This is a genomic window from Yoonia vestfoldensis SKA53 (assembly GCF_000152785.1).
GTDB lineage: Bacteria > Pseudomonadota > Alphaproteobacteria > Rhodobacterales > Rhodobacteraceae > Yoonia > Yoonia vestfoldensis_A.
The window spans coordinates 3,008,831-3,029,776 of sequence record NZ_CH672414.1; the positions used below are offsets into that span (position 1 = coordinate 3,008,831).

Sequence of the window (20,946 nt, forward strand, 5' to 3'; positions counted from 1 at the left end):
ACAGATAATCCTGATGATCCCAATGGCAAAAGAATGACCACACAAAAGATTGTTGCCCCCACCGCCGAAGGACTGGCCCAAAGCGTGCTTGCCGCGCAAAAAGCCGGTCCAAAAGGCGGATTGCCGCCGGTCCATCTGTGGAACCCGCCACATTGCGGGGATATCGACATGCGCATCGCGCGCGACGGGACGTGGTTTTACATGGGCACGCCCATCGGGCGGCCCGCGCTGGTGCGGCTGTTTTCGACCATCCTGCGGCGCGACGGGGATGATTATGTGCTGGTCACACCGGTCGAAAAGGTGGGCATCACAGTCGATGACGCGCCTTTCGTCGCGGTGGATGTGGACCGCGACGGTGACGGGCTGATTTTTACCACCAATGTGGGCGATACCGTCACCGCTGGCCCCGACACCCCGATCCGCGTGATGCGCGATCCGCAAACCGCAGAGCCGTCACCCTATGTGCTGGTCCGCGCGAACCTGGAGGCGCTGATCGACCGCAAGTCGTTCTACCGGCTGGTCGATCTGGGCGAACATGCCGAGCACGAGGGCGAGCGTTGGTTCGGCGTGCGGTCGCAGGGCGCGTTCTTTGCGATCATTCCTTCGGCGGAGTTGGGGTAGGGAGCGAACGCTGTATGACGGCTTTGAGCACCTCGCAGTCATTGCGCCATCCTCGGATCATGCTAATGAACAGTAGATGAAAAAATACACTATCCGACACGACAAGGACGAAGCGAAAGGAGCTTTCAGGGGCGATGGACGTCTTGCCTTTGGTATAACCTTGGGTGTCTTGGGTGTTGTTCTTGCATTCATCGCATTTGAGTTTTTTGCTGGTGTTAAAGATCGGTCTGAATACCTGCATATTGCACCGCTGATTATTTCGTTATTGGTTGCGGCAGGCTCAACATACTTCGCAGCTTACGCACTACTGGAGCAGCGTCGGGCGCGCGAAGCCAGCACTGATCCAGTTTTGATTGTCCATCTTGGTCAACGATCAGATGCTCGAGAATTGATTACCTTCAATGTTACAAATGTTGGCGCTGGAGCGGCCCTCAACGTTCTTCTCGATGTTGATGAACCTGACGACGATAATGACGACCGCCCGAAGCGGAACTACCTGCGCCAAATATTCAAACCGCACCATCCATTTGCGGTAATCCTACAAGGAAACTCGATAGCGTTAGATTTTGCATTGGGATGGTTCCTTTTGGGGCAAGAGTGTTCTGGGCAAATCGATAGGGAGAAGCCGCAACATCCTTTGCCTCCTTTTCAGGCTAGGCTGTCATATGAAGACCTCGCCGGTGGTAAGTACGAGAGCGAGTTCACAATCGATGTCCGCGAGTTACGCGGACTAGGTGCAAGCAAGTCTCCAGAGATGCGAATGGTGACTGCCCTCGAAACGATCGCAAAGAAAAGCTGACAGGGAAGCAGAAATCGAGTAACCGCTTCTCTCCATAAACCAACTTCTGTACCTGGTAGCTGACGGTTCATCCCCCCACACACACGCAAATGTAACTGGCACCTCCCGCGCCCTGACTTATCCTTGGTTCAAGCAACAAAAGGATCTGCCATGCCGATGCTGGGACGCCGCGCTGTCTTGTTGGGGGCTGCGGCCATGGTCGGAACGCCGCTGATCGCACAATCGGACCCTTGGGCCGCTGTGGCCGAGAGTGCGCGCGCGCTTGACCAGTGCCGCGCCATCGTGATCCGCCAGTCGGGGGCAGAGGTTTTGTCGCAGGCGTTTCGCGGGCCGTCGCTGGGCGCTGCGGTGCCAGTGAAATCGGTGTCCAAGACCATCGTCGCGGCCTTGACGGGGGCGGCGTTGGATCGGGGCGAATTGCCCTCGCTCGCGGCGACATTGGGCGAGGTTGCGCCGAAGTTGATCCCTGCCGGGGCCGATCCGCGTGTGGCGGGGATCACTGTGGAAAACCTTGTCACCATGCAGGCGGGGTTGGAACGCACGTCGGGGGGCAATTACGGGGCTTGGGTGAACAGCCGCAACTGGGTTGCCAATGCGTTATCGCGGCCATTCGTGGCGGAACCGGGGGCGCAGATGCTCTATTCCACGGGGTCGTTTCATGTGCTGGGTGCGGTGCTGTCCGAAGTGTCGGGGCGGTCCTTGCTGGATCTTGCGCGCGCGCGCCTTGGCGCACCTTTGGGCATCGAAATCCCCGCATGGACCCGCGATCCGCAGGGGCGCTATCTGGGTGGCAATGAAATGGCGCTGACGCTGGATGGCATGGCGCGGTTTGGCGAGATGTACCGCATGGGCGGCCAGTATGACGGCGCGCAGGTGCTGTCTGCCGATTGGGTCGCGCGGTCGCTGGAGCCGCGGACAAGGTCACAGTTCTCGGGCCTCAGCTATGGCTATGGCTGGTTTCTGGGGCAGGCGGCGGGTGTCGATTATGCGCTGGCGCGCGGCTATGGCGGGCAGGTCATTTGCACCGTGCCGGCGCTGGAAACCACGCTGGCGCTGACATCTGACCCGAACCTGCCCGCGCGGTCGGGCGGACATTTCGGCGATATCATGCGGTTGATTGAGGATGATGTGATCCCCGTCGCGCGCCGGCAGTTGGGGTAAGGCGGGGCAAGCCCCGCCCGACGTCAGATACCCGTGCAGATGTATTTCATCTCCATGTAATCATCCATGCCATGCGATGACCCTTCGCGCCCCAGACCCGATTGCTTGACGCCACCAAACGGGGCGACCTCGGTCGAGATGAGGCCGGTGTTCACGCCAACGATGCCATATTCCAGCGCCTCGGCGACGCGGGTCACGCGCGACAGATCCTTGGCATAGAAATAGGACGCAAGGCCAAAGATCGTGTCATTGGCCTGAAAGATCACGTCGTCTTCATCCTCGAACATGAACAAGGGGGCAAAGGGTCCGAATGTTTCGTCGGTGCTGACCAGCATATCCTTGGTCGCATGGGTCACGATGGTCGGTTCAAAGAACTGTCCGCCCAGATCATGCACCTTGCCCCCCGTCAGGACCTTGCCACCTTTGGACAGGGCATCGTCGAGATGTTCCTGCACCTTTTTGATCGCTGCCGGTTCGATCAGCGGGCCAAGCGTGGTACCATCGGCCAACCCGTCACCGACGCGCAGTTTTTCAACCGCGACCTTCAGCTTGGCAGCAAAGGCGTCATAGACCCCTTTTTGCACATAGATCCGGTTGGCGCAGACGCAGGTCTGGCCGTTGTTGCGGAATTTGCACGCGATGGCCCCTTCAACGGCGGCGTCCAGATCCGCATCATCGAACACGATGAAAGGCGCGTTGCCGCCCAGTTCCATGGAACATTTCATCACCTGATCGGCGGCCTGTTTCAAAAGGATGCGCCCCACTTCGGTCGATCCCGTAAAGGTCAGTTTGCGCACGATCGGGTTTTCGCAGAATTCCTTGCCGATCTCTGACGCGGAGTTCGAGGTCACGACCGAAAACAGCCCCTTTGGTACGCCCGCTTCTTCGGCCAGTTTCGCCATGGCAAGCGCCGACAAAGGGGTCAGCGAGGCAGGGCGCACGACGAAGGCGCAGCCAGCAGCCAGTGCAGGAGCGACTTTGCGCGCAATCATCGCATTGGGAAAATTCCAAGGCGTGATCCCGGCGGCCACCCCGATGGGCTGCTTGATCACGGCGATGCGTTTGTCGGCCATATGGCCGAGGATGGTCTGGCCATAGACGCGTTTGGCCTCTTCGCCGAACCATTCCACGAAAGACGCGCCATAGGCGACTTCGCCGCGCGCTTCGGCCAAAGGTTTGCCTTGTTCCGACGTCATGATGATCGCCAGATCTTCTTGGTTTTCCATCATCAGGTCGTACCATTTGCGCAGCACCTTGGCGCGGTCCTTGGCGGCAAGGGCGGCCCATGGTTTTTGTGCTTTTTGCGCGGCGTCAATCGCTTGGGCGACTTCGGCGCGGCTGAGGTCAGGGACATGCGCGATCACGTCACCGCGTGCGGGGTTCATAACGGCAAAGGTCGCCCCACTGGCGGCCTGTTTCCATTCGCCACCGACAAACGCGGCGTCACAGACCAGATCGGGACGGCGCAGCATGGATTTCAGGTTGGTCGTTTCATCAAGCATGATAGTCTCCTTTGACTTTCGCCCAATGTGGCCCCTGTATGGGGCAAAGGTAAAGGGGGGACCGGCAGATGGAACTCGATGATGCTTATGCGAATGCGGCCCATATTCCGGGTGGTGCCGATTATCCCGATCGCTGGGCGGCGCAGGCCGCCGCGTTCCGCAGTGCCGCGCGCTGCGAGCTGGATCTGGATTACGGCGAAACCGACCGGCTGCGGTTCGATCTGTTCCACCCGGACAGGCTGGCGCGCGGGGTCGTGATTTTCGTGCATGGCGGCTATTGGCTGCGGTTCGACAAATCCTATTGGTCGCATCTGGCGGCGGGGCCGCTGGCGCAGGGCTGGGCGGTGGCGATGCCGTCTTATGATCTTTGCCCCACGGTCGGCATCGCGCAGATCGGTGACCAGATCGCGCGCGCCATCGATGTGATCGCGCGGCGCGTGCCGGGGCCGGTCCGGCTGGTCGGGCATTCGGCGGGCGGGCAATTGGTGGCCCGCGTGATGGCGCCGCGCGATGGCGCGGACTGGCAGCAGCGCGTGGCCTGTGTCGTGCCGGTCTCGCCGGTTGCTGATCTGGCCCCGTTGATGCGGACCTCGATGAACAAGGATCTGGGCATCACCCCCGCCATCGCGCAGGCCGAAAGTCCCGTGCATCTGCCGCCGCCCCCCTGTCCGGTGACCGTCTGGGTCGGCGGTGCAGAACGCCCTGTTTTTCTGGAACAGGCCGATTTGCTGGCGCAGGCATGGGCCGCGCCGCTGGTTACGGTGCCGCTGCGCCATCACTTTGATGTGATTGAGGACCTTGGTCTGCCCGACAGCGACCTGACCCGCGCTGTGCTGGCGTGATTGTTTCACATTCCGCTGGAATGTGAATGCCTCCGGCGGGAGTATTTTTGGAAAAAAGAAGTTGCAAGATGCAGACCTGCGCCTGCCGACCGTGTGAGGCTGCGTTGCAGTGCAGTCGTGCAAGGGCGCTGCGCGGATTTTTGATCTTTCCTCTTGCGCTTGCCACGCCTATAAGACTGCCAAGTTCCCCGACAATGTGAACCCGGCCCATGCGGTCTGCCCCTGCAAGGGCTTGGGTAAGGCTTGTCCGTCAGATCAGGAGACCAAAGATGTCTGATAAACCAATCATGGCCAAGGCGACTGCCGTCTGGCTTTGCGACAACACCACGCTGACCTTTCAACAGATTGCGGAATTCTGCGGGTTTCACGAACTCGAGGTGCAGGGCATCGCCGATGGCGACGTGGCTGTCGGCGTCAAGGGGTTTGACCCTGTGGCCAACAACCAGCTGACGCAAGACGAAATCACCAAGGGCGAGGCTGATCCGGCCTATAAGCTGAAGCTCAAGTTCTATGCCGCCGCCGCAGGCGAGGAAAAGCGCCGTGGCCCGCGTTACACGCCTTTGTCCAAGCGGCAGGACCGTCCGGCGTCGATCTATTGGCTGGTGAAATTCCACCCCGAATTGTCCGATGCGCAGATCGCGAAACTGGTCGGCACCACCAAGCCCACGATCCTTGCGATCCGTGAACGCACGCATTGGAACATCAACAACCTTGATCCGATTGATCCGGTCGCACTTGGCCTGTGCAAGCAATCCGAGCTGGACGCTGCTGTCCAAAAGGCCAATGCCAAGAAAGCCCGCGAAGGCGGCGCGATGACCGACGACGAACGCCGCAAGCTGGTCAGCACCGAAACATCGCTGGGCATGGCGCCTGAACCCAAGATGCCAACCGCGATGGCCGGGCTTGAGACATTCAGCTTTAGCGATCAGCGCGATGATGCTGAAGACGAAGAAGACACCCGCGACGTCAAGGATGCGGACAGCTTTTTCAACCTGCCCGATGATGACGACGAGGATGATGACGACCACCGCTGATCTGGCCTTGGTCCGAATGAAAAACGCGCGTCCCTTGGGGCGCGCGTTTTGCGTTGGTCACGCGTTGCAGGCCAGAATGGCCACGGTGTCAGAGCGCCTTGCGCGCGTTCAGCGCGGCGGTGATCGTGCCATCGTCAAGATAATCCAGCTCTCCGCCCACAGGCACCCCCTGCGCCAGCGAGGTAACGCTCACACCGGGGAGTTGGTCGGCGATATAATGCGCGGTGGTTAGCCCGTCGATCGTGGCCCCCAGCGCGATGATCACCTCGGTCACGTTTTCGGCGGCGATCCTGTCGATCAGCTTGGGGATGCGCAATTCGTCCGGCCCGACCGCATCGAGTGCTGACAGCGTGCCGCCCAGCACATGATAGCGCCCTTTGAACACGCCCGAGCGTTCCATCGCCCATAGGTCGGCCACGTCTTCGACCACGGCGATCTGGCCTGTGGCGCGTTTGTCCGACAGGCAGATGTCGCAAAGGTCACTGGTGCAGATATTTGCGCAATTGAGGCATTCACGCACCGTCGATCCGACCTTTTGCAAGGCATCGGCCAAGGGCAGCAGCACCAGATTGCGTTTCTTGATCATATGCAGCACGGCGCGGCGTGCCGAGCGTGGCCCCAGCCCCGGCAGTTTCGCCATCATCGCGATCAGGTGGTCAAGGTCTTCGGTGCCGTGTGCCATGGGGGCCTTTGCGTGGTGGGCCAAAAACTTTGCGGCCTCCGGCGGGGATACTTGGGCGCGGAAGATGCGGTCAGAAGGGCAGTTTCATACCCGCAGGCAGGCCCATCGCCTCGGCCATCTTGCCCATTTCCTGCTGGCTGCGTTCGGCTGCCTTGGATTGCGCATCCTTGATCGCGGCAAGGATCAGGTCTTCGACCACTTCCTTGTCCTCGCCGTTAAAGATCGAGGGGTCGATGTCGAGGCTTTTCAATTCGCCTTTGGCGGTCGCCGTGGCCTTGACCAGACCTGCGCCGCTGACACCCTCGACCATGATATGGTCGAGGTCTTCTTGCATCTGGGCCATCTTGCCCTGCATGTCCTGCGCCTGTTTCATCATCTTGGCCATATCGCCAAGGCCGCCTAATCCTTTGAGCATCGGATCTCTCCTTATTGGTTTATCCTCAGATAGGTCTTTGGGCGCGCGCGGGCAAGCGGATCAATCCTGCTCGAACGGGTCCCATTCGTCTTCGACCTCGGGCAGCGCCTCGGCTTCGGCCTCTTGCGCCTTGCTGGCGGCGGTGCGGATGTCGGTGATGCGCGCCTTGGGGAAGGCTGCGATCACGGCCTGCACCAGCGGATGGGCGCTGGCCTGATCGCGCAGGCTGGTTTCAGCGGCGTCGCGGGTCTGGGCGATGGTGGGCGCGCCGCCGTCGCTGACCACCGTGATCGTCCAGCGATTGCCGGTCCATAGCTGGAGCCGCGCACCCAGCCTGCCCACCAGATCGGGGGCGGCATCCGCGGTTGGTTGCACGGTGATCCGCCCGGGTTGATAGGAGACCAGTTGCAGGCCGGTTTCGACCTCGACCAGCAGTTTGACATCGCGGTGGTGGCGGATCAGCTGCACCACATCTTCGAAGCGGGCGTAATGTTGCAGGGCGTCGGGGGCGAGCGCTGTGGCGGTTTGTGCGCCGCCGGTTGAGACCACGCTGCGCGCACTGGGGCCGCCTGTTGGCGGGGTGGGCGCGCTGCGTGGCGCAGGCCCTGTCGGCGGTGGCGTCGCATCCCTGAGCTTGCGCACCAGATCGTCGGGGCTGGGCAGGTCGGCCACATGCGTCAGCCGGATCACGGCCATTTCGGCGGCCATCATGGCATTGGGGGCCATTGCGACCTCTTCCAGCGCTTTCAACAGCATCTGCCACATCCGCGACAGCACGCGCATTGGCAGACCCTCGGCCATGGCCTGACCGCGGGCGCGTTCATCGGGGCCGATGGTGGGGTCGTTGGCGGCATCAGGCGTGATCTTGACCACGCTGACCCAGTGACAGACCTCGGCCAGATCGCGCAGCACGGCCATGGGATCAGCGCCATCGGCATATTGGCCCGAAAGTTCGGTCAGCGCATCGGCAGCACGTCCGCGCAGGATCATGTCGAACAGATCCAGCACGCGGCCCCTGTCGGCCAGCCCCAGCATGGCGCGGACCTGTGCGGCGCTGGTTTCGCCCGCGCCATGGCTGATCGCCTGATCGAGCAGCGATTGCGCATCGCGCGCCGAGCCTTCGGCGGCGCGGGTGATCAGCGCCAGCGCGTCATCGCTGATCTGCGCCCCCTCGGCAGTGGCGATCTTGCGCAGCAGGGCGATCTGGGTTTCGGGTTCGATCCGGCGCAGATCAAACCGCTGGCAACGCGACAGGACAGTGACCGGCACCTGCCGGATCTCGGTCGTGGCAAAGATGAATTTCACATGTTCGGGCGGTTCTTCCAGCGTCTTGAGCAACGCATTGAAAGCGTTTTTCGACAGCATATGCACTTCGTCGATGATATAGATCTTATAGCGGGCCGATGCGGCACGGTAATGCACCGAATCGATGATCTCGCGGATATCGCCCACGCCGGTGCGCGATGCGGCGTCCATTTCCATCACATCGACATGCCGGCCTTCCATGATCGCCACGCAATGTTCGCAGGTACCGCAAGGGTCGGTGGTCGGCCCGCCGGTGCCGTCAGGGCCGATGCAATTCATCCCCTTGGCGATGATCCGCGCGGTCGTGGTTTTGCCGGTGCCGCGGATGCCGGTCATCATAAAGGCCTGCGCGATCCGGTCGGCGGCAAAGGCATTGCGCAGGGTGCGCACCATCGCATCCTGCCCGACCAGATCGGCAAAGGTTTCGGGCCGGTATTTGCGGGCCAGCACTTGATAGCGGGGTTGATCGGTCATGGCGGCCTTTGGCAGGATTCGGGCGATGCCACAGCCTAGGGCCACGCGCGCCAGAGGTCCACCAAGCTGTTGCCGCTGCGCGCGCCGTCGGGCAGGGTGCTGACAAACAAGGATACGCCGATGCCAGATTTCGAGATTTACGCCCTGCCCGTCGCGCATGGCACGCTGGCCCTGTCGCCCTTGCCGCTGGGGCAGGGGCTGCAGGTGCTGCTGGACTGGCACCCCGATCTGGTCGTGACGATGACCGGACAGGACGAGATGGACCGCCTTGGCGCAGGTGATCTGGGCAGGGTGCTGCGCGCGGCGGGGGTTGATTGGCACCACCTGCCGGTCGTGGATTACGGCACGCCCGCCACGCCCGATATCACCGAAATCGAAACCGCCGCACTGGATGTGCTGCGCGCGGGCGGCAAGGTGCTGACGCATTGTCGGGGCGGTTGCGGGCGGTCGGGCATGATGGCGCTGCGCCTGATGATCGCAGCAGGCGAAGATGCGGACGCCGCCCTGACCCGCCTGCGCGCGCGGCGTCCCTGTGCGGTGGAAACCGAGGCGCAACTTGCTTGGGCCAAAGGTTAGCCGCCACGCTCATCATCGTTGGAGCGCAAATATCCCCGCCGGAGGCCCAAAAGTTTTTCCCCGCCCTGCGTCAGGACTTCTGACGTGGCTTCTTGCTGCCTTTGGCGGTGCGCCCCTGTTTGCGGACCTTGTCGCGCGCCAGTGCGATGGCCTCGGTTGCTTGGGTGTTCTCGGATTTCAGCTTTTTGAACCGCGCCAGCCTGTCAGGGTCGATTGCGCCAGCCGCAACGGCGGCCTGCACGGCACAGCCCGGTTCGCGCTCATGCGCGCAGTCGCGGAATTTGCATTGCGCGGCCAGGTCCGAGATTTCCGGAAAGGTCGCGTCGATGCCGAAACCGACCTCGGCCAGCCCCAGCCCGCGCATGCCGGGCGTGTCGATCAGCCAGCCCCCCGCCAGCATCCGGTGCAGCGACCGACCTGTCGTCGTATGCCGCCCGCGCGCGTCATCGTCGCGGATGTCGCGGGTCGCGGCATTGCCGCCGGTCAGCGCATTGGCAATCGTCGTTTTGCCCACACCGGACGTACCAGCAAAGGCAATGGTCTGCCCCTGTCCGCACCATGGCGCGAAATGCGCAGGCAGATCGGCGGCTTTGGCATTGACGGCCAGCACCGCCAGATCACGGCCCAGAGCGCGTGCCTGATCTGCAAAACCGGCCGGATCATCGGTCTGGTCAGCCTTGGTCAGCACGATCACCGGACGCACGCCCGCATCATGTGCCAACGCCAGATAGCGTTCTAACCGCGCGGGGTTGAAATCGGCGTTGCAGGATGTGGTGATGAACAAAGTGTCCAGATTGGCCGCGATCAGCTGTTTGTCGCCCGTGTGGTATTCGGTGCCGCGCGACAATTCGGTCTGCCGGTCCAGCACGCGGATCAGCCGGTATTGCGCCGGTGCGCACAGCACGAAATCCCCCACCGCGACCACCGCTGTCGTCAGCCCTGGATCCAACGTCAGATCGATTGACCCGTCGGCCGTCAGGGCCACCACGCGGTCGCGATGCACATTGGCGATGCGAGCAGGGGTCAGGTCGGTATCATCTGGACCCAGCTGCCTTTGCTGGAACGCATGCCAGCCAAGCGCATCCAGCCCGGTAAGGGCCGTCACCATAGCGGCCTGATTGGGCGAATTTCGGTAATCGGAGTGACCTCTTGTTGTGCCGACGGCCCCCTAGGGACTGTTCAGGTGTATCGTAAGGAGCGCAGGCAGGTGCTGCAACCCCGTTGCACGCCGCGCAAGTACGCAGCTTTCCCCAAACCATACAAGAAGGGGCGCAGACCAGATGTCGCTCTGGCAACGCCATGGCCAGACCATCGTCAAACCACAACAGGCGGAATTAAGCCTATTTTCAAAGCGTTGGATGGTCTGACCTTGTGCTTTGCTGCACTGCCGCAATATGGACGTCAATCGCCCCCGCACCACCGAAGCGCGCGGCGATCACCTCTTTTGCAATCACATGATCTGGGACCCTAATGGCCTTTGCGACACTTATGAATAGACGTCAGTTGTTGAAATCCGGCGCAGCGACAGCCGCCGCGCTGATGGCCAGCGGCGTGATTGCGCAGGATGTGGTCGATCCCGTGCCGTTTTCTTTTGATATCCTGTCAGACATGGCGCAGGCGCAGGCCGCCGCCCCCTTTGTCGCAGGCTCCCGCCCCGAAGGGTTCCTTGGCGCGCTGGATTACGACGATTACCGCCTGATCCGGTTCCGTGCGGACCACGCGCGCTGGGCTGACAGCGCTGCTGCGTTCCATGTCCATGCGTTTCACACCGGCTGGCTGTTTGGTGAACCGGTCAAACTGTTCGAGCTGACACATGACGCGGACAGCCTGATCGCGGCACCGATGGTGTTTTCGACGGCGGATTTCGAATATTTGAACGATCTGGCCGACCGCGTGCCTGCGGATGCGCAATTGCCCGGCGTTGCCGGTTTCCGGCTGAACACGCCGTTGAACCATCCTGAGCGTTTCGACGAATTGGTGTCGTTTCTGGGTGCCAGCTATTTCCGCGCCCTTGGCCGCGACAGCCGCTATGGGCTGAGCGCGCGGGGGCTGGCGCTGAACACCGCAGGCCCCCAGCCCGAGGAATTCCCCCGTTTTACGCGGTTCTATCTGGAACGCCCGACGCAAGGCGAGGACGAAACCACCGTCTATGCCCTGCTTGACAGCCCCAGCGTCAGCGGTGCCTACCGCTTTGTTATCCGTCCCGGTGACACGACCGAGATGGACGTGACCGCGCGCCTGTTCTTTCGCGCCGATGTGGCCGAACTGGGGATCGCGCCGCTGACCTCGATGTTCTTGTTCAACGGCGTCAACCGTGCGGGGTTCGATGATTACCGCCCGCGCGTGCATGACAGCGACGGGCTGCGGATCGTGCAGCAAGGCGGCGATGTGATCTGGCGGCCGCTGAACAACCCGTCCCGTCTTGCGGGGTCGTATTTCGTGGAAAACAACCCCGTCAGCTTTGCCCTGCACCAGCGCGAACGCGATTTCACCAAATACCTTGATGCCGGCGCGCATTACGAGATGCGCCCCTCGCTCGAGGTGGTGCCGCTGGGCGATTGGGGCGCAGGCCATGTCCGGCTGGTCGAGATCCCCACCGCGCTGGAAGTCGAGGATAATATCGTCGCCTATTTCATCCCCGCAGGCAAAGTTGCGGCAGGGGATACGCGTGAATTCGCGTACCGGCTGCGCTGGGGCGATCTGCCCGAAAACGACACTGCCGATCTTGCGCATGTGGTGGAAACCCGCGCCGGTGCGGGCGGCGTATCGGGTGTCGTCAATCCCGAAAACAAGCGTAAATTCGTGATTGATTTCAAGGGCGGTTTGCTGTCCCGCCTTGGGCCTGACGCCGAAGTGACGCCTGTGGTGGCTGTGGTGGGTGGCGATCTGGTCGCGGTCACGCTGGCCCGTGTGGACGATAGCGATCTGTGGCGCGTGGTGCTGGATGTGCAATCCGACAGCCCGCTTGTTGAACTTTCTGCGCATGTTGCGGGTTATGATCGCAAGTTGACGGAAACGTGGCTTTACCAGTGGATCAGACCGCATGCGTGATATGTCCCCCCGTGATGATGCCGATATCGAACGGATGATCGCCGCGATCGGTGCGCTGCCTGATGCGCCGATGGTGATGGTGCGGCAGGACCTCGAACAGGCGGGTGCGCGGGTGCTGCATGGGCTGGTGCCACGCCTGTTGGGCCTGTTCATGTCAAAGGCTGGCCAGTAAATCATGCAAAACTCTACGCGCGATGACCGCGATATGACGGCTTGGCGCATGTTTGCTTTGGCTGTCAGCGTGACGGCGGGCCTTGTCGCTTTCGTGTTTTTTCTGCGCTTTGGTATCGCCGACGGGCTGGATGTGATCGACATGCTGCGCAGCGGTCTGTTGCTGGTCTCGACCTTCTGGCTGTCATGGGGGGCGATGCTGGCCTTTGTGGGGCTGACCACGCGGGCGCGCGCGCCTGTCATCGACCGCAGCGCACCATTGCAAGGCCGCATCGCCGTGCTGGTCCCGATTTACGAAGAAGACCCCGTCACCACCTTTGCACGGATCGCGGCGATGGATATGTCGCTGGCCGCCACCGGCCATGGTGACGCCTTCGACATCGCGATCCTGTCGGATACCCGCACCGATGTGGTCGCCGCGCGTGAACGGCTTTGGTATTTGCGTCTGCTGCGTGACAGCAACGGGCAGGGGCGGATTTTCTATCGCCGCCGCGCCAGCAACACGGGCAAGAAAGCGGGCAATGTCGCGGATTTCATCCGCACGTCCGGGGCGGCCTATGAATTTGCGATCATCCTTGATGCCGACAGCCTGATCGAGGGCGCAACCATGGTCGAGATGACCCGCAGGATGCAGGCGGACCCTGATCTGGGGCTGTTGCAGACCTTGCCGCGGATCATCGGGGCGCGGTCGCGCTTTGGCCGTGCAATGCAGTTTTCGGCGGCGTTCAATTCGCCTGTCTTCGCGCGCGGGCTTGCGATGATGCAAGGGCGCACCGGCCCGTTCTGGGGGCATAACGCGATCATCCGCACCCGCGCCTTTGCGCAAAGTTGCGGCTTGCCGCAACTGGCAGGCAAGCCCCCGTTCGGCGGTCATATCCTCAGCCACGATTACGTCGAGGCGGCGCTGCTGGCGCGCGCGGGCTGGAATGTCCGGCTGGATGACGATCTGGACGGCAGCTACGAGGAAGGGCCGGAAAATATCGTCGATCATGCCAAACGCGACCGGCGCTGGTGCCAAGGCAACCTGCAACATGCGCGGCTGGTCTTTGCCCCCGGTCTGCGGGGCTGGAGCAGGTTTGTCTTTGTGCAAGGCATCCTTGCCTATCTGGCGTCTGTTGTCTGGCTGGCGTTCCTGCTGGCAAGCGTGGCGGCCCCTGTCTTTGGCCCGCCGGTCGTGTATTTTCCGACCCAATACTGGCCGTTGCCGGTGACACCGCCCGATCAGACCACGCTGGCCCTTGCCTTGGTCATCGGCATTTTTGGCCTGCTGATCCTGCCCAAGCTGTTGATCGGCGCCGATGCCGTGCTACGCGGGCGCGCGCGCGGGTTCGGCGGCTGGTGGTCTGCGACGCAGGCGACGATGTCCGAATTGCTGTTGTCGTCGATCACGGCACCGATTTTCATGCTGTACCAGACGCGGTCGGTGTTTCAGGTGTTGCTGGGGCGCGACGGCGGCTGGCCTGCGCATGACCGCGGCGACGGGCGGCTGCGGCTGGCGGATGCCTTTGCCGCCAGTCACTGGATTGTGGCCTGCGGCTTGATTGGTCTGACGCTCGCCGCCGTGTTGTCGCCGGACCTGTTGTTGTGGTTCCTGCCAGTCACGCTGCCGATGGTGGCCGCACCTTTCATCATCGCCTGGACATCGCACCCCGGTGCGCCGGGGCTATTTGTGACACCGCAAGATTTAGCACTTGCGCCGGTGATGCGCTTGCGCGCGGCGGTGCTGGAAGGCTGGCAGGCAGGCAGCACAGATGACGAACCAGAGCTTTGGTCAGGGAATTTGCACTATGTCTGACATGATCGGCAGCCGCGCCACAGCGGACCGCGACCCAAGGCTGGACGTGTTTCGTGGATTGGCGTTGGTGATGATCTTTATCAACCATGCGCCGCGCAACTGGCTGGAAAATCTGACCAACCGCAATTTCGGTTTTTCAGACGCGGCCGAAGGGTTTGTCTTGATGTCGGGGATCGCTGCTGGCATCGCCTATTCCGGCTATTTCCGGCGGGCTGATCCGCTGACGGGGATCGCCCGCGTGTTGCGGCGGGTCTGGACCATATATCAGGTGCATATCCTGATCACCGTGGTTGCGCTCGCCATCGCCGCTGCGGCGGCGCTGTGGTTCGGCGCGCCCGATATGATGCGCAAACACGGAATCTGGGTGCTGGTCAAAGACCCTTTGGGTTTTCTGATCGGGGTGCCGCTCTTGGGGCATCAGCTGGGCTATGTGAATATCCTGCCGCTGTATCTGGTGCTGTTGCTGCTGGTGCCGCCGGTGATCTGGGGCGCGCTGCGCTGGCCGCTGGTCGTGCTGGGCCTGTCCATCGCAGTCTGGCTGGCGGCGGGGCTGCTGCGGGTCAATTTTCCGAACTATCCCCAGCAGGGTGGCTGGTTTCTGAACCCGTTGTCATGGCAATTGCTGTTCGTGATCGGCCTGCTGACCGGCATTGCGCATAAGGCGGCAGAGCGGTTCGTGCCGGTCCTGCCGTGGCTGCAATGGCTGACGGGGGGCTTTTTGTTGCTGTCGCTGGTCTGGATGCAATGGCCCGATTTCGCGTCTTTCATGCGCGGCGGGCTAAAGGCGGCGCAGGATGCGGGCGCACCTTGGGTGATGACCAGTTTCAGCAAGACCTATCTGTCCGCACCGCGCCTGTTGCATATCCTTGCGCTGGCCTATTTTCTGTCCAGCTTTGCCGCGGTCAGGCGCGCCTGCCATCTGGGGGTGACAGCGCCTCTTGCCTTGCTGGGGCGGCAGGCGCTGCCGGTCTTTGCGCTGGGCACGGTCCTGGCCTTTGCCATTCAGGCGGTCAAGACGGTGACGGGGCAGGATGTCGTGCTGGACACGCTGATGATCGCGGGCGGGGTGCTGGCGCAGCTGGGGCTGGCGGCGGCCAAGCAATACTGGCCCAAGCCGCGCGCGGTTCTGCCCTAGCCCATGCGTTCGGATGCATAGGACCCCGGCGAGGCCGGGAACACCACCGTCTTGTTGCCGTTCAGCATGACGCGGCGGTGGATATGGGCGTGGATCGCGCGGGCCAAGACCTGGCTTTCGACATCGCGGCCAAGGCTGACGTAATCGGCTGGCGATTGCGCATGGGTCACGCGCGCGATGTCCTGTTCGATGATCGGGCCTTCATCCAGATCGGCCGTGACATAATGCGATGTCGCCCCGATCAGTTTCACGCCGCGTTCATAGGCCTGTTTATAAGGGTTCGCCCCTTTGAAGCTGGGCAGGAACGAATGGTGGATATTGATGATCTTGCCCGACATTTGCTGGCACATCCGGTCTGACAGCACCTGCATATACCGCGCCAGCACGACCAGATCGGCGCCAGTCGCATCGACCACATCCATGATGCGGGCCTCAGCCTCGGGCTTGTTTTGCTTGGTGACGGGGATGCAATGGAACGGGATGTCATGGTTCACCACGACTTTTTGGTAATCCATATGGTTGGATATCACCGCCACGATGTCGATCGGCAACGCGCCAATGCGCCAGCGGTAGAGCAGGTCGTTCAGGCAATGGCCGAACCGCGACACCATGATGATGACCTTCATGCGCACCGCTTCGTCGTGAAAGGCGAAGGCCATGCCGAATCTCGTGCCGATGTCGCCGAAGTCATCCGCGATCGTGTCCAGCGCTGCGCCCGTTTCGCTGGTAAAGCTGACCCGCATGAAAAACTTGCCGGTCTCGGTGTCGTCGAATTGTGAACTGTCGGTGATGTTGCAGCCATGATCGGCCAAAAAGCCGGCTATGGCGGCAACAATGCCACGGGCGCTGTCGCAGGTGACGGTCAGGGCGAATTTGGTCATGGGATGCTTTCGGCTATAAAACAATACGTCTGCGGTGGTCGGGTCTTTTCGTGTCATGCCTGCCGCGGTCAGCACAAGGCGTAGGATGTCCGGCAGGGCGTGTTTTTTTCTCAAGATCACCCTTTTGTTAACCCCGCCATAGCGATCACGACGATACATATGGCATTGACGACTACGGGCGGCATGACAGGTGCAAAACTGCGATCAACCGTTGCCGCACGACTTTGAATATGGCATGAAACGACAATGCAACTAAACGAAAGAGTTTAGATTTTGACTGACTATACCACACGCCGTACCATGATGGTCGATACACAGGTTCGCCCGTCCGATGTCACCCGGTTTCCGATCATCGACGCGATGCTGACCATCCCGCGCGAAGATTTTGTACCCGACAATCTGCGCGAGGCGGCCTATGTCGGCGAAAACCTGGATATCGGCAAAGGCCGGATCATGCTGGAACCACGCACGCTGGCCAAGATGCTGGAACTGGCCGATGTGCAGCCGGGGCATGTGGCGCTCGATATCGGGTGCGGGCTTGGCTATTCCACCGCTATCCTTGCCAGCCTGTGTGATTTCGTCGTCGCCATCGAGGATGACACGGCCCGCGCCGAAGAAGCGCAGAGCCTGCTGTCAGGACATGGAATCGACAATGCCGCCGTCATGGCAGGCCCGCTGGTGGCGGGATCGGCGAAATCGGGACCTTTTGATCTGATCATGGTGCAGGGGGCGGTCGAACATCTGCCCGATGATCTGCTGGCGCAATTGCGCGAAGGCGGGCGGGTTGTCTGTCTGTTTGCCGAAGGCGCGCTGGGCGTGGTGCGCGTTGGCCACAAGATGGACGGCACGGTCAACTGGCGATTCGGCTTTAATGCCGGCGCGCCGGTGCTGGACGGGTTCCGACGGCCTGTGGCTTTTGCGCTTTGACGGAAACGACTGGCCCTGATTTGGGCTGTAACTGGTGACACGATAGGGACCAAGATGATCAAACGCAGTGCAATTGCCGGTGTGGCCATGATGATGACCCTGATCGCGGCACCCGCCGTGCGCGCAGAAACATTGGCCGATACACTGACCGCGGCCTATACCAACTCGGGGCTGCTGGATCAAAACCGCGCCCTGCTGCGTGCGGCTGATGAAAATGTCGCGCAATCCGTGGCGGCAACCTTGCCGGTGATCAACTGGGCGATGGCCACCAACAGGACGTATAATGCGGCAGCGCAAACATCGGCGCTGCAAGACACGACATCGACGACGGCGCGCATTTCGGGGTCGCTGACGCTTTATGATGGCGGGGCGAACCGGCTGGCGATCGACAGCCAGAAAGAAATTGTGCTCAGTACCCGCCAATCTTTGCGCGGTATTGAACAAGATGTGCTTTTGCGCGCGGTGCAGGCTTATATGAACGTGCGCCGCGAACGTGAATTTGTTGAATTGCGCCAGAACAACCAACGGCTGATCACACAAGAATTGCAGGCCGCGCGCGACCGTTTCGACGTGGGCGAGGTGACGCGCACCGATGTGTCGCTTGCCCAGGCCCGGCTTGCCGGATCGCAAAGCCTGCTTGCGGCAGCACAGGGCAACCTTGCCCAGTCGATCGCGGAATATACCGCCGCTGTGGGCCGTGTACCCAGTGGATCAGGCGCAGCAGCGCCCGCGCCTGTGCTGCAATCGGTGCAAGACGCCAAGGCATTCGCCCTGCGCAACCACCCCGCCGTGCTGCAAGTGCAGCATTCCGTCGCCGCGGCAGAACTGGCCGTCCAGCGTGGCGAGGCGGCCTTGCGCCCGAGCCTGTCGCTGAACAGTTTTGTTGCCGTTGACGACGAATGGAACGAAAGCGCGCAGATCGGCCTGTCCTTGGGTGGCCCGATTTATAATGGCGGGGCAATTGCCAGCCAGATCCGCCAATTGCAGGCGAACCGTGACGCCAGCCGTGCAGGTCTGCATCTTGCTCTGCTCGGGGTCGAACAACGTGTCGCCAATGCCTATGCCGCGTTGCAGGTCGCGCGCGCGTCGGCGCAGGCCTCCGACCAACAGGTCAGCGCTGCGCGGATCGCGTTTGAAGGCGTGCGCGAAGAAGCCTCGCTTGGGTCGCGGACCACGCTGGATGTGCTGAATGCGGAGCAGGAATTGCTGGACGCACAGGCAAACCGGATCGCCGCCGATGTTGACGAGGTGATCGCATCTTACAGCGTCTTGGCCGCAATGGGCTTGCTGACCGCCGAGCATCTGCAACTGCCGGTCCAGCAATATGACGTCAGCGCCTATTACAACCTTGTCAACAACTCTCCCGTGGCCGCTTCGCCGCAGGGCGAGGCGCTGGACCGCGTACTTGAAGCATTAAGCCGGGATTAACGCGCAGTTGTTATGCAAGGCCCTTTCCGCTAGGCTTAGCTGAATTCGCGCGAAATGGGGAATAACGATGTCGAACATGGCACGGTCGAACGAGATCGACGAACTTGTTTTGTCGGTGCGCAATCTGGTGTCCTACAAGGACACCGATCTGACGCGCAAGATGCCGCCGCAGGACCGCCTGATGCTGGTGCCTGCGTGGCGGATCGACGTACCGCAGGACAAGACACCCGATCACACAGCCCCGACCGCATCCGCCGATTTGCTGGTGCTTGAAAACGCGGTGATGCCGGACGCGCCGCGTCTGGGCGGCACTGTCGCGGACCTCGAGGTTGCCGTGACGGCCCGCGCCGAAGATTGGGAGCCCGATGGTGGTGAACCCTTCGATCAGGCCGCTTGGGCTGCCAGCGCTTTTGATGTGCCGCAAGACGACCCTGCCTCTGCCATCCCGGGGGCTGCGATTGCCGACGCGCTGTCACCGATCGCACAATCGGGGCTTGATGCCCGGATCGCCGCTGATATCGCCGCGCAGGACGCCAGTTTGCCGATAGATGAACCCGCCCTGCGCGCCGCAGTGGTGCGCATCCTGCGCGAAGAATTGGCAGGCGAGCTGGGCGAAAAGATCACGCGCAATGTGCGCAAACTGGTCCGCCGCGAAATCAACCGGGTGCTTGTGTCGCACGATCTGGACTGATCACAGGTCCGGCCAACGTCAAGAGCGTGTCGATATCCAGATGCTGTTCCAGATGATCCGCCAGCGCATCGAGCGTCTTTTCTACTTGTGCATCATAGCCATAGGCCGCAACCGGCTTGCCTAGCTGTGCAAAAAATGCCGACCGGAACGCATCGGCGCTGAACAAGCCGTGCAGGTAGCAGCCCATGATCCGCCCATTGGGTGACGCCGCCCCTTCGCCGCGCCCGTCCAGCGAGAGCCATGCGCGCGCGCAATCGGGGCCGGTCGTTGCACCCATGTGGATTTCATAGCCGCTGACCGCATCGCCACTGGCCAGATAGACGGCCTGCGACAGCGCCAGCCGTTTGTGTGGTTGCATCACCGTCGCCACATCCAGATGGCCCAGCCCCGCCACGCTGCGCGCCGGCCCTTCGATGCCGTCAGGGTCGGCGATGGTCTGCCCCAGCATCTGATAGCCGCCGCAGATGCCCAGCACATGCCCGCCGCGCCGGATATGCGCGGCAAGGTCGATGTCCCAGCCTTGGGCGCGGAAATGCGCCAGATCCGCGATGGTCGATTTCGACCCCGGCAGGATCACCAGATCGGCATCGGCGGGCAGGGGGCGGCCTGCCTCGATAATCTCGACGCTGACGCCGGGGGTACCGGACAACGGGTCCAGATCGTCGAAATTGGCAATCCGGTTCAGGCGTGGCACGGCGATGCGGATCGCACCACCCTTGCGGCTTTTGATATCCATCACATCCTCGGCGGGGAGTTTCCACGCATCCGCGAACCACGGGATGATCCCCAGCGGGGTCCAGCCGGTGCGGGCGGTGATGATGTCCATGCCATCGGCAAACAGGGTCGGATCACCGCGAAACTTGTTGATCGCATAACCCTTGATAAAGGCCAGGTCATCATCCGGCAGCACCGCATGTGTACCGACCATCTGCGCAATGACACCGCCACGGTCGATATCGCCGATCAGCACGACAGGCACACCCGCCGCAGCGGCAAAACCCATATTGGCGATGTCACCGGCGCGCAGATTGACCTCGGCCGGGCTGCCGGCACCTTCGACGATGATCAGGTCACGGCCTTGGGCCAGACGGTGGAAACTGTCCAGCACCGCGGGTAGCAGCGTTGCTTTGTGCTTGCCATAATCGCGTGCCTTGAGCGTGGCGACCCGTTGCCCCTGCACGATGACCTGCGCGCCGATATCGGTTTCGGGTTTCAGCAGAACCGGGTTCATGTCGATCACCGGTGCCAGCCCGCAAGCCAGCGCCTGCAAGGCCTGTGCGCGCCCGATCTCGCCGCCATCGGCGGTGACGGCGGCATTGTTGGACATGTTCTGCGGTTTGAACGGGGCGACAGACAGGCCCCGCCGCACGCAGGCGCGCGCGATGCCCGCCACCAACATGGATTTCCCCACATTGGACCCCGCCCCCTGGATCATGATTGCCTTGGTCATTGCGCA

Annotated in this window: 20 protein-coding genes; 13 read left to right on the plus strand and 7 right to left on the minus strand. The window is 62.0% G+C overall.

Going from position 1 to position 20,946, the window contains the following annotated elements:
* Positions 1 to 33: 33 nt before the first annotated feature.
* The 3 genes from SKA53_RS14710 to SKA53_RS14720 all read left to right on the plus strand — a co-directional run bounded on the left by SKA53_RS14710 (position 34) and on the right by SKA53_RS14720 (position 2,581).
* Positions 34 to 621 (plus strand): DUF1285 domain-containing protein, encoded by a 588-nt coding sequence (locus SKA53_RS14710; protein WP_007206974.1) that lies wholly within the window; start codon positions 34 to 36, stop codon positions 619 to 621.
* Positions 622 to 697: 76 nt separating this feature from the next.
* Positions 698 to 1,420 (plus strand): hypothetical protein, encoded by a 723-nt coding sequence (locus SKA53_RS14715; RefSeq protein ID WP_007206975.1) that lies wholly within the window; start codon positions 698 to 700, stop codon positions 1,418 to 1,420.
* Between the two features lie 150 nt (positions 1,421 to 1,570).
* Positions 1,571 to 2,581: a serine hydrolase domain-containing protein gene (locus SKA53_RS14720; RefSeq protein ID WP_007206976.1), complete on the plus strand. Its 1,011-nt coding sequence runs from the start codon at positions 1,571 to 1,573 to the stop codon at positions 2,579 to 2,581.
* 23 nt (positions 2,582 to 2,604) lie between these two features.
* Here the strand turns inward: SKA53_RS14720 and SKA53_RS14725 are convergent, their stop codons facing one another.
* Complete coding sequence (locus SKA53_RS14725) at positions 2,605 to 4,083, minus strand: NAD-dependent succinate-semialdehyde dehydrogenase (protein WP_007206977.1); 1,479 nt, start codon at positions 4,081 to 4,083, stop codon at positions 2,605 to 2,607.
* A 68-nt stretch (positions 4,084 to 4,151) separates the two neighbouring features.
* Here SKA53_RS14725 and SKA53_RS14730 point away from each other — a divergent pair, with 68 nt between their 5' ends.
* Both SKA53_RS14730 and SKA53_RS14735 read left to right on the plus strand, forming a co-directional pair.
* Positions 4,152 to 4,925: an alpha/beta hydrolase gene (locus tag SKA53_RS14730; protein WP_007206978.1), complete on the plus strand. Its 774-nt coding sequence runs from the start codon at positions 4,152 to 4,154 to the stop codon at positions 4,923 to 4,925.
* A gap of 269 nt (positions 4,926 to 5,194) precedes the next feature.
* A complete protein-coding gene (locus SKA53_RS14735) occupies positions 5,195 to 5,959 on the plus strand; it encodes a DUF1013 domain-containing protein (RefSeq protein ID WP_007206979.1) in 765 nt (254 codons plus the stop codon).
* Positions 5,960 to 6,047: 88 nt separating this feature from the next.
* On the opposite strand, the gene recR is transcribed toward SKA53_RS14735, so the two are convergent.
* The 3 genes from recR to SKA53_RS14750 form a co-directional block, all read right to left on the minus strand.
* A complete protein-coding gene (recR, locus tag SKA53_RS14740) occupies positions 6,048 to 6,641 on the minus strand; it encodes a recombination mediator RecR (RefSeq protein ID WP_007206980.1) in 594 nt (197 codons plus the stop codon).
* A 70-nt stretch (positions 6,642 to 6,711) separates the two neighbouring features.
* The gene (locus tag SKA53_RS14745; RefSeq protein ID WP_040483019.1) at positions 6,712 to 7,056 is read right to left on the minus strand and encodes a YbaB/EbfC family nucleoid-associated protein; all 345 of its coding nucleotides are present in this window, start codon (positions 7,054 to 7,056) and stop codon (positions 6,712 to 6,714) included.
* A 60-nt stretch (positions 7,057 to 7,116) separates the two neighbouring features.
* A complete protein-coding gene (locus SKA53_RS14750; RefSeq protein WP_007206982.1) occupies positions 7,117 to 8,835 on the minus strand; it encodes a DNA polymerase III subunit gamma/tau in 1,719 nt (572 codons plus the stop codon).
* Positions 8,836 to 8,955: 120 nt separating this feature from the next.
* Here SKA53_RS14750 and SKA53_RS14755 point away from each other — a divergent pair, with 120 nt between their 5' ends.
* A complete protein-coding gene (locus SKA53_RS14755; RefSeq protein WP_040483341.1) occupies positions 8,956 to 9,411 on the plus strand; it encodes a protein-tyrosine phosphatase family protein in 456 nt (151 codons plus the stop codon).
* Positions 9,412 to 9,481: 70 nt separating this feature from the next.
* On the opposite strand, the gene rsgA is transcribed toward SKA53_RS14755, so the two are convergent.
* Positions 9,482 to 10,519, minus strand: a complete 1,038-nt coding sequence (gene rsgA, locus SKA53_RS14760; RefSeq protein WP_007206984.1) for a ribosome small subunit-dependent GTPase A — start codon at positions 10,517 to 10,519, stop codon at positions 9,482 to 9,484.
* Between the two features lie 362 nt (positions 10,520 to 10,881).
* Between rsgA and SKA53_RS14765 the strand changes: the two genes are divergently transcribed.
* Genes SKA53_RS14765 through SKA53_RS14780 form a run of 4 tightly spaced genes read left to right on the plus strand, consistent with a single transcriptional unit; the run spans position 10,882 to position 15,563 of the window.
* Positions 10,882 to 12,462 (plus strand): glucan biosynthesis protein, encoded by a 1,581-nt coding sequence (locus SKA53_RS14765; protein WP_007206985.1) that lies wholly within the window; start codon positions 10,882 to 10,884, stop codon positions 12,460 to 12,462.
* On the plus strand, positions 12,455 to 12,634 hold the full coding sequence (locus tag SKA53_RS14770; protein ID WP_007206986.1) for a hypothetical protein: 180 nt from the start codon (positions 12,455 to 12,457) through the stop codon (positions 12,632 to 12,634). Before SKA53_RS14765 ends, SKA53_RS14770 begins: the two co-directional genes overlap by 8 nt.
* Positions 12,635 to 12,637: 3 nt before the next feature.
* The gene (gene mdoH, locus SKA53_RS14775; RefSeq protein ID WP_007206987.1) at positions 12,638 to 14,428 is read left to right on the plus strand and encodes a glucans biosynthesis glucosyltransferase MdoH; all 1,791 of its coding nucleotides are present in this window, start codon (positions 12,638 to 12,640) and stop codon (positions 14,426 to 14,428) included.
* Positions 14,421 to 15,563: an OpgC family protein gene (locus SKA53_RS14780; RefSeq protein WP_007206988.1), complete on the plus strand. Its 1,143-nt coding sequence runs from the start codon at positions 14,421 to 14,423 to the stop codon at positions 15,561 to 15,563. Before mdoH ends, SKA53_RS14780 begins: the two co-directional genes overlap by 8 nt.
* On the opposite strand, the gene purU is transcribed toward SKA53_RS14780, so the two are convergent.
* Positions 15,560 to 16,444, minus strand: a complete 885-nt coding sequence (purU, locus tag SKA53_RS14785) for a formyltetrahydrofolate deformylase (RefSeq protein ID WP_007206989.1) — start codon at positions 16,442 to 16,444, stop codon at positions 15,560 to 15,562. The two genes, SKA53_RS14780 and purU, sit on opposite strands and share 4 nt — an antisense overlap.
* Before the next feature lie 300 nt (positions 16,445 to 16,744).
* Here purU and SKA53_RS14790 point away from each other — a divergent pair, with 300 nt between their 5' ends.
* From SKA53_RS14790 to SKA53_RS14800, 3 genes are all read left to right on the plus strand, one after another.
* Positions 16,745 to 17,371 carry a protein-L-isoaspartate O-methyltransferase family protein gene (locus SKA53_RS14790; RefSeq protein ID WP_007206990.1) on the plus strand — a complete coding sequence of 209 codons (627 nt, stop codon included), beginning with the start codon at positions 16,745 to 16,747 and terminating at the stop codon, positions 17,369 to 17,371.
* 54 nt (positions 17,372 to 17,425) lie between these two features.
* Positions 17,426 to 18,799, plus strand: a complete 1,374-nt coding sequence (locus SKA53_RS14795) for a TolC family outer membrane protein (RefSeq protein WP_007206991.1) — start codon at positions 17,426 to 17,428, stop codon at positions 18,797 to 18,799.
* Between the two features lie 67 nt (positions 18,800 to 18,866).
* Entirely contained in the window at positions 18,867 to 19,490 is a 624-nt protein-coding gene (locus SKA53_RS14800; protein ID WP_007206992.1) for a hypothetical protein, read from the plus strand.
* Here SKA53_RS14800 and SKA53_RS14805 read toward each other — a convergent pair.
* Positions 19,456 to 20,940, minus strand: a complete 1,485-nt coding sequence (locus SKA53_RS14805) for a cobyric acid synthase (protein WP_007206993.1) — start codon at positions 20,938 to 20,940, stop codon at positions 19,456 to 19,458. The genes SKA53_RS14800 and SKA53_RS14805 overlap by 35 nt on opposite strands.
* Positions 20,941 to 20,946: the final 6 nt, after the last annotated feature.

Excerpts from the sequence above, each read along its gene's own strand:
- SKA53_RS14770 (WP_007206986.1), top strand. The coding sequence starts at position 12,455 with ATGCGTGATATGTCCCCCCGTGATGATGCCGATATCGAACGGATGATC.
- SKA53_RS14795 (WP_007206991.1), top strand. The coding sequence starts at position 17,426 with ATGATCAAACGCAGTGCAATTGCCGGTGTGGCCATGATGATGACCCTG.
- SKA53_RS14750 (WP_007206982.1), bottom strand. The coding sequence starts at position 8,835 with ATGACCGATCAACCCCGCTATCAAGTGCTGGCCCGCAAATACCGGCCC.
- purU (WP_007206989.1), bottom strand. The coding sequence starts at position 16,444 with ATGACCAAATTCGCCCTGACCGTCACCTGCGACAGCGCCCGTGGCATT.
- SKA53_RS14730 (WP_007206978.1), top strand. The coding sequence starts at position 4,152 with ATGGAACTCGATGATGCTTATGCGAATGCGGCCCATATTCCGGGTGGT.
- SKA53_RS14765 (WP_007206985.1), top strand. The coding sequence starts at position 10,882 with ATGGCCTTTGCGACACTTATGAATAGACGTCAGTTGTTGAAATCCGGC.
- SKA53_RS14720 (WP_007206976.1), top strand. The coding sequence starts at position 1,571 with ATGCCGATGCTGGGACGCCGCGCTGTCTTGTTGGGGGCTGCGGCCATG.
- SKA53_RS14710 (WP_007206974.1), top strand. The coding sequence starts at position 34 with ATGACCACACAAAAGATTGTTGCCCCCACCGCCGAAGGACTGGCCCAA.
- SKA53_RS14790 (WP_007206990.1), top strand. The coding sequence starts at position 16,745 with ATGATGGTCGATACACAGGTTCGCCCGTCCGATGTCACCCGGTTTCCG.
- SKA53_RS14745 (WP_040483019.1), bottom strand. The coding sequence starts at position 7,056 with ATGCTCAAAGGATTAGGCGGCCTTGGCGATATGGCCAAGATGATGAAA.
- mdoH (WP_007206987.1), top strand. The coding sequence starts at position 12,638 with ATGCAAAACTCTACGCGCGATGACCGCGATATGACGGCTTGGCGCATG.
- SKA53_RS14780 (WP_007206988.1), top strand. The coding sequence starts at position 14,421 with ATGTCTGACATGATCGGCAGCCGCGCCACAGCGGACCGCGACCCAAGG.
- recR (WP_007206980.1), bottom strand. The coding sequence starts at position 6,641 with ATGGCACACGGCACCGAAGACCTTGACCACCTGATCGCGATGATGGCG.
- SKA53_RS14800 (WP_007206992.1), top strand. The coding sequence starts at position 18,867 with ATGTCGAACATGGCACGGTCGAACGAGATCGACGAACTTGTTTTGTCG.
- rsgA (WP_007206984.1), bottom strand. The coding sequence starts at position 10,519 with ATGGTGACGGCCCTTACCGGGCTGGATGCGCTTGGCTGGCATGCGTTC.
- SKA53_RS14715 (WP_007206975.1), top strand. The coding sequence starts at position 698 with ATGAAAAAATACACTATCCGACACGACAAGGACGAAGCGAAAGGAGCT.
- SKA53_RS14755 (WP_040483341.1), top strand. The coding sequence starts at position 8,956 with ATGCCAGATTTCGAGATTTACGCCCTGCCCGTCGCGCATGGCACGCTG.
- SKA53_RS14735 (WP_007206979.1), top strand. The coding sequence starts at position 5,195 with ATGTCTGATAAACCAATCATGGCCAAGGCGACTGCCGTCTGGCTTTGC.
- SKA53_RS14805 (WP_007206993.1), bottom strand. The coding sequence starts at position 20,940 with ATGACCAAGGCAATCATGATCCAGGGGGCGGGGTCCAATGTGGGGAAA.
- SKA53_RS14725 (WP_007206977.1), bottom strand. The coding sequence starts at position 4,083 with ATGCTTGATGAAACGACCAACCTGAAATCCATGCTGCGCCGTCCCGAT.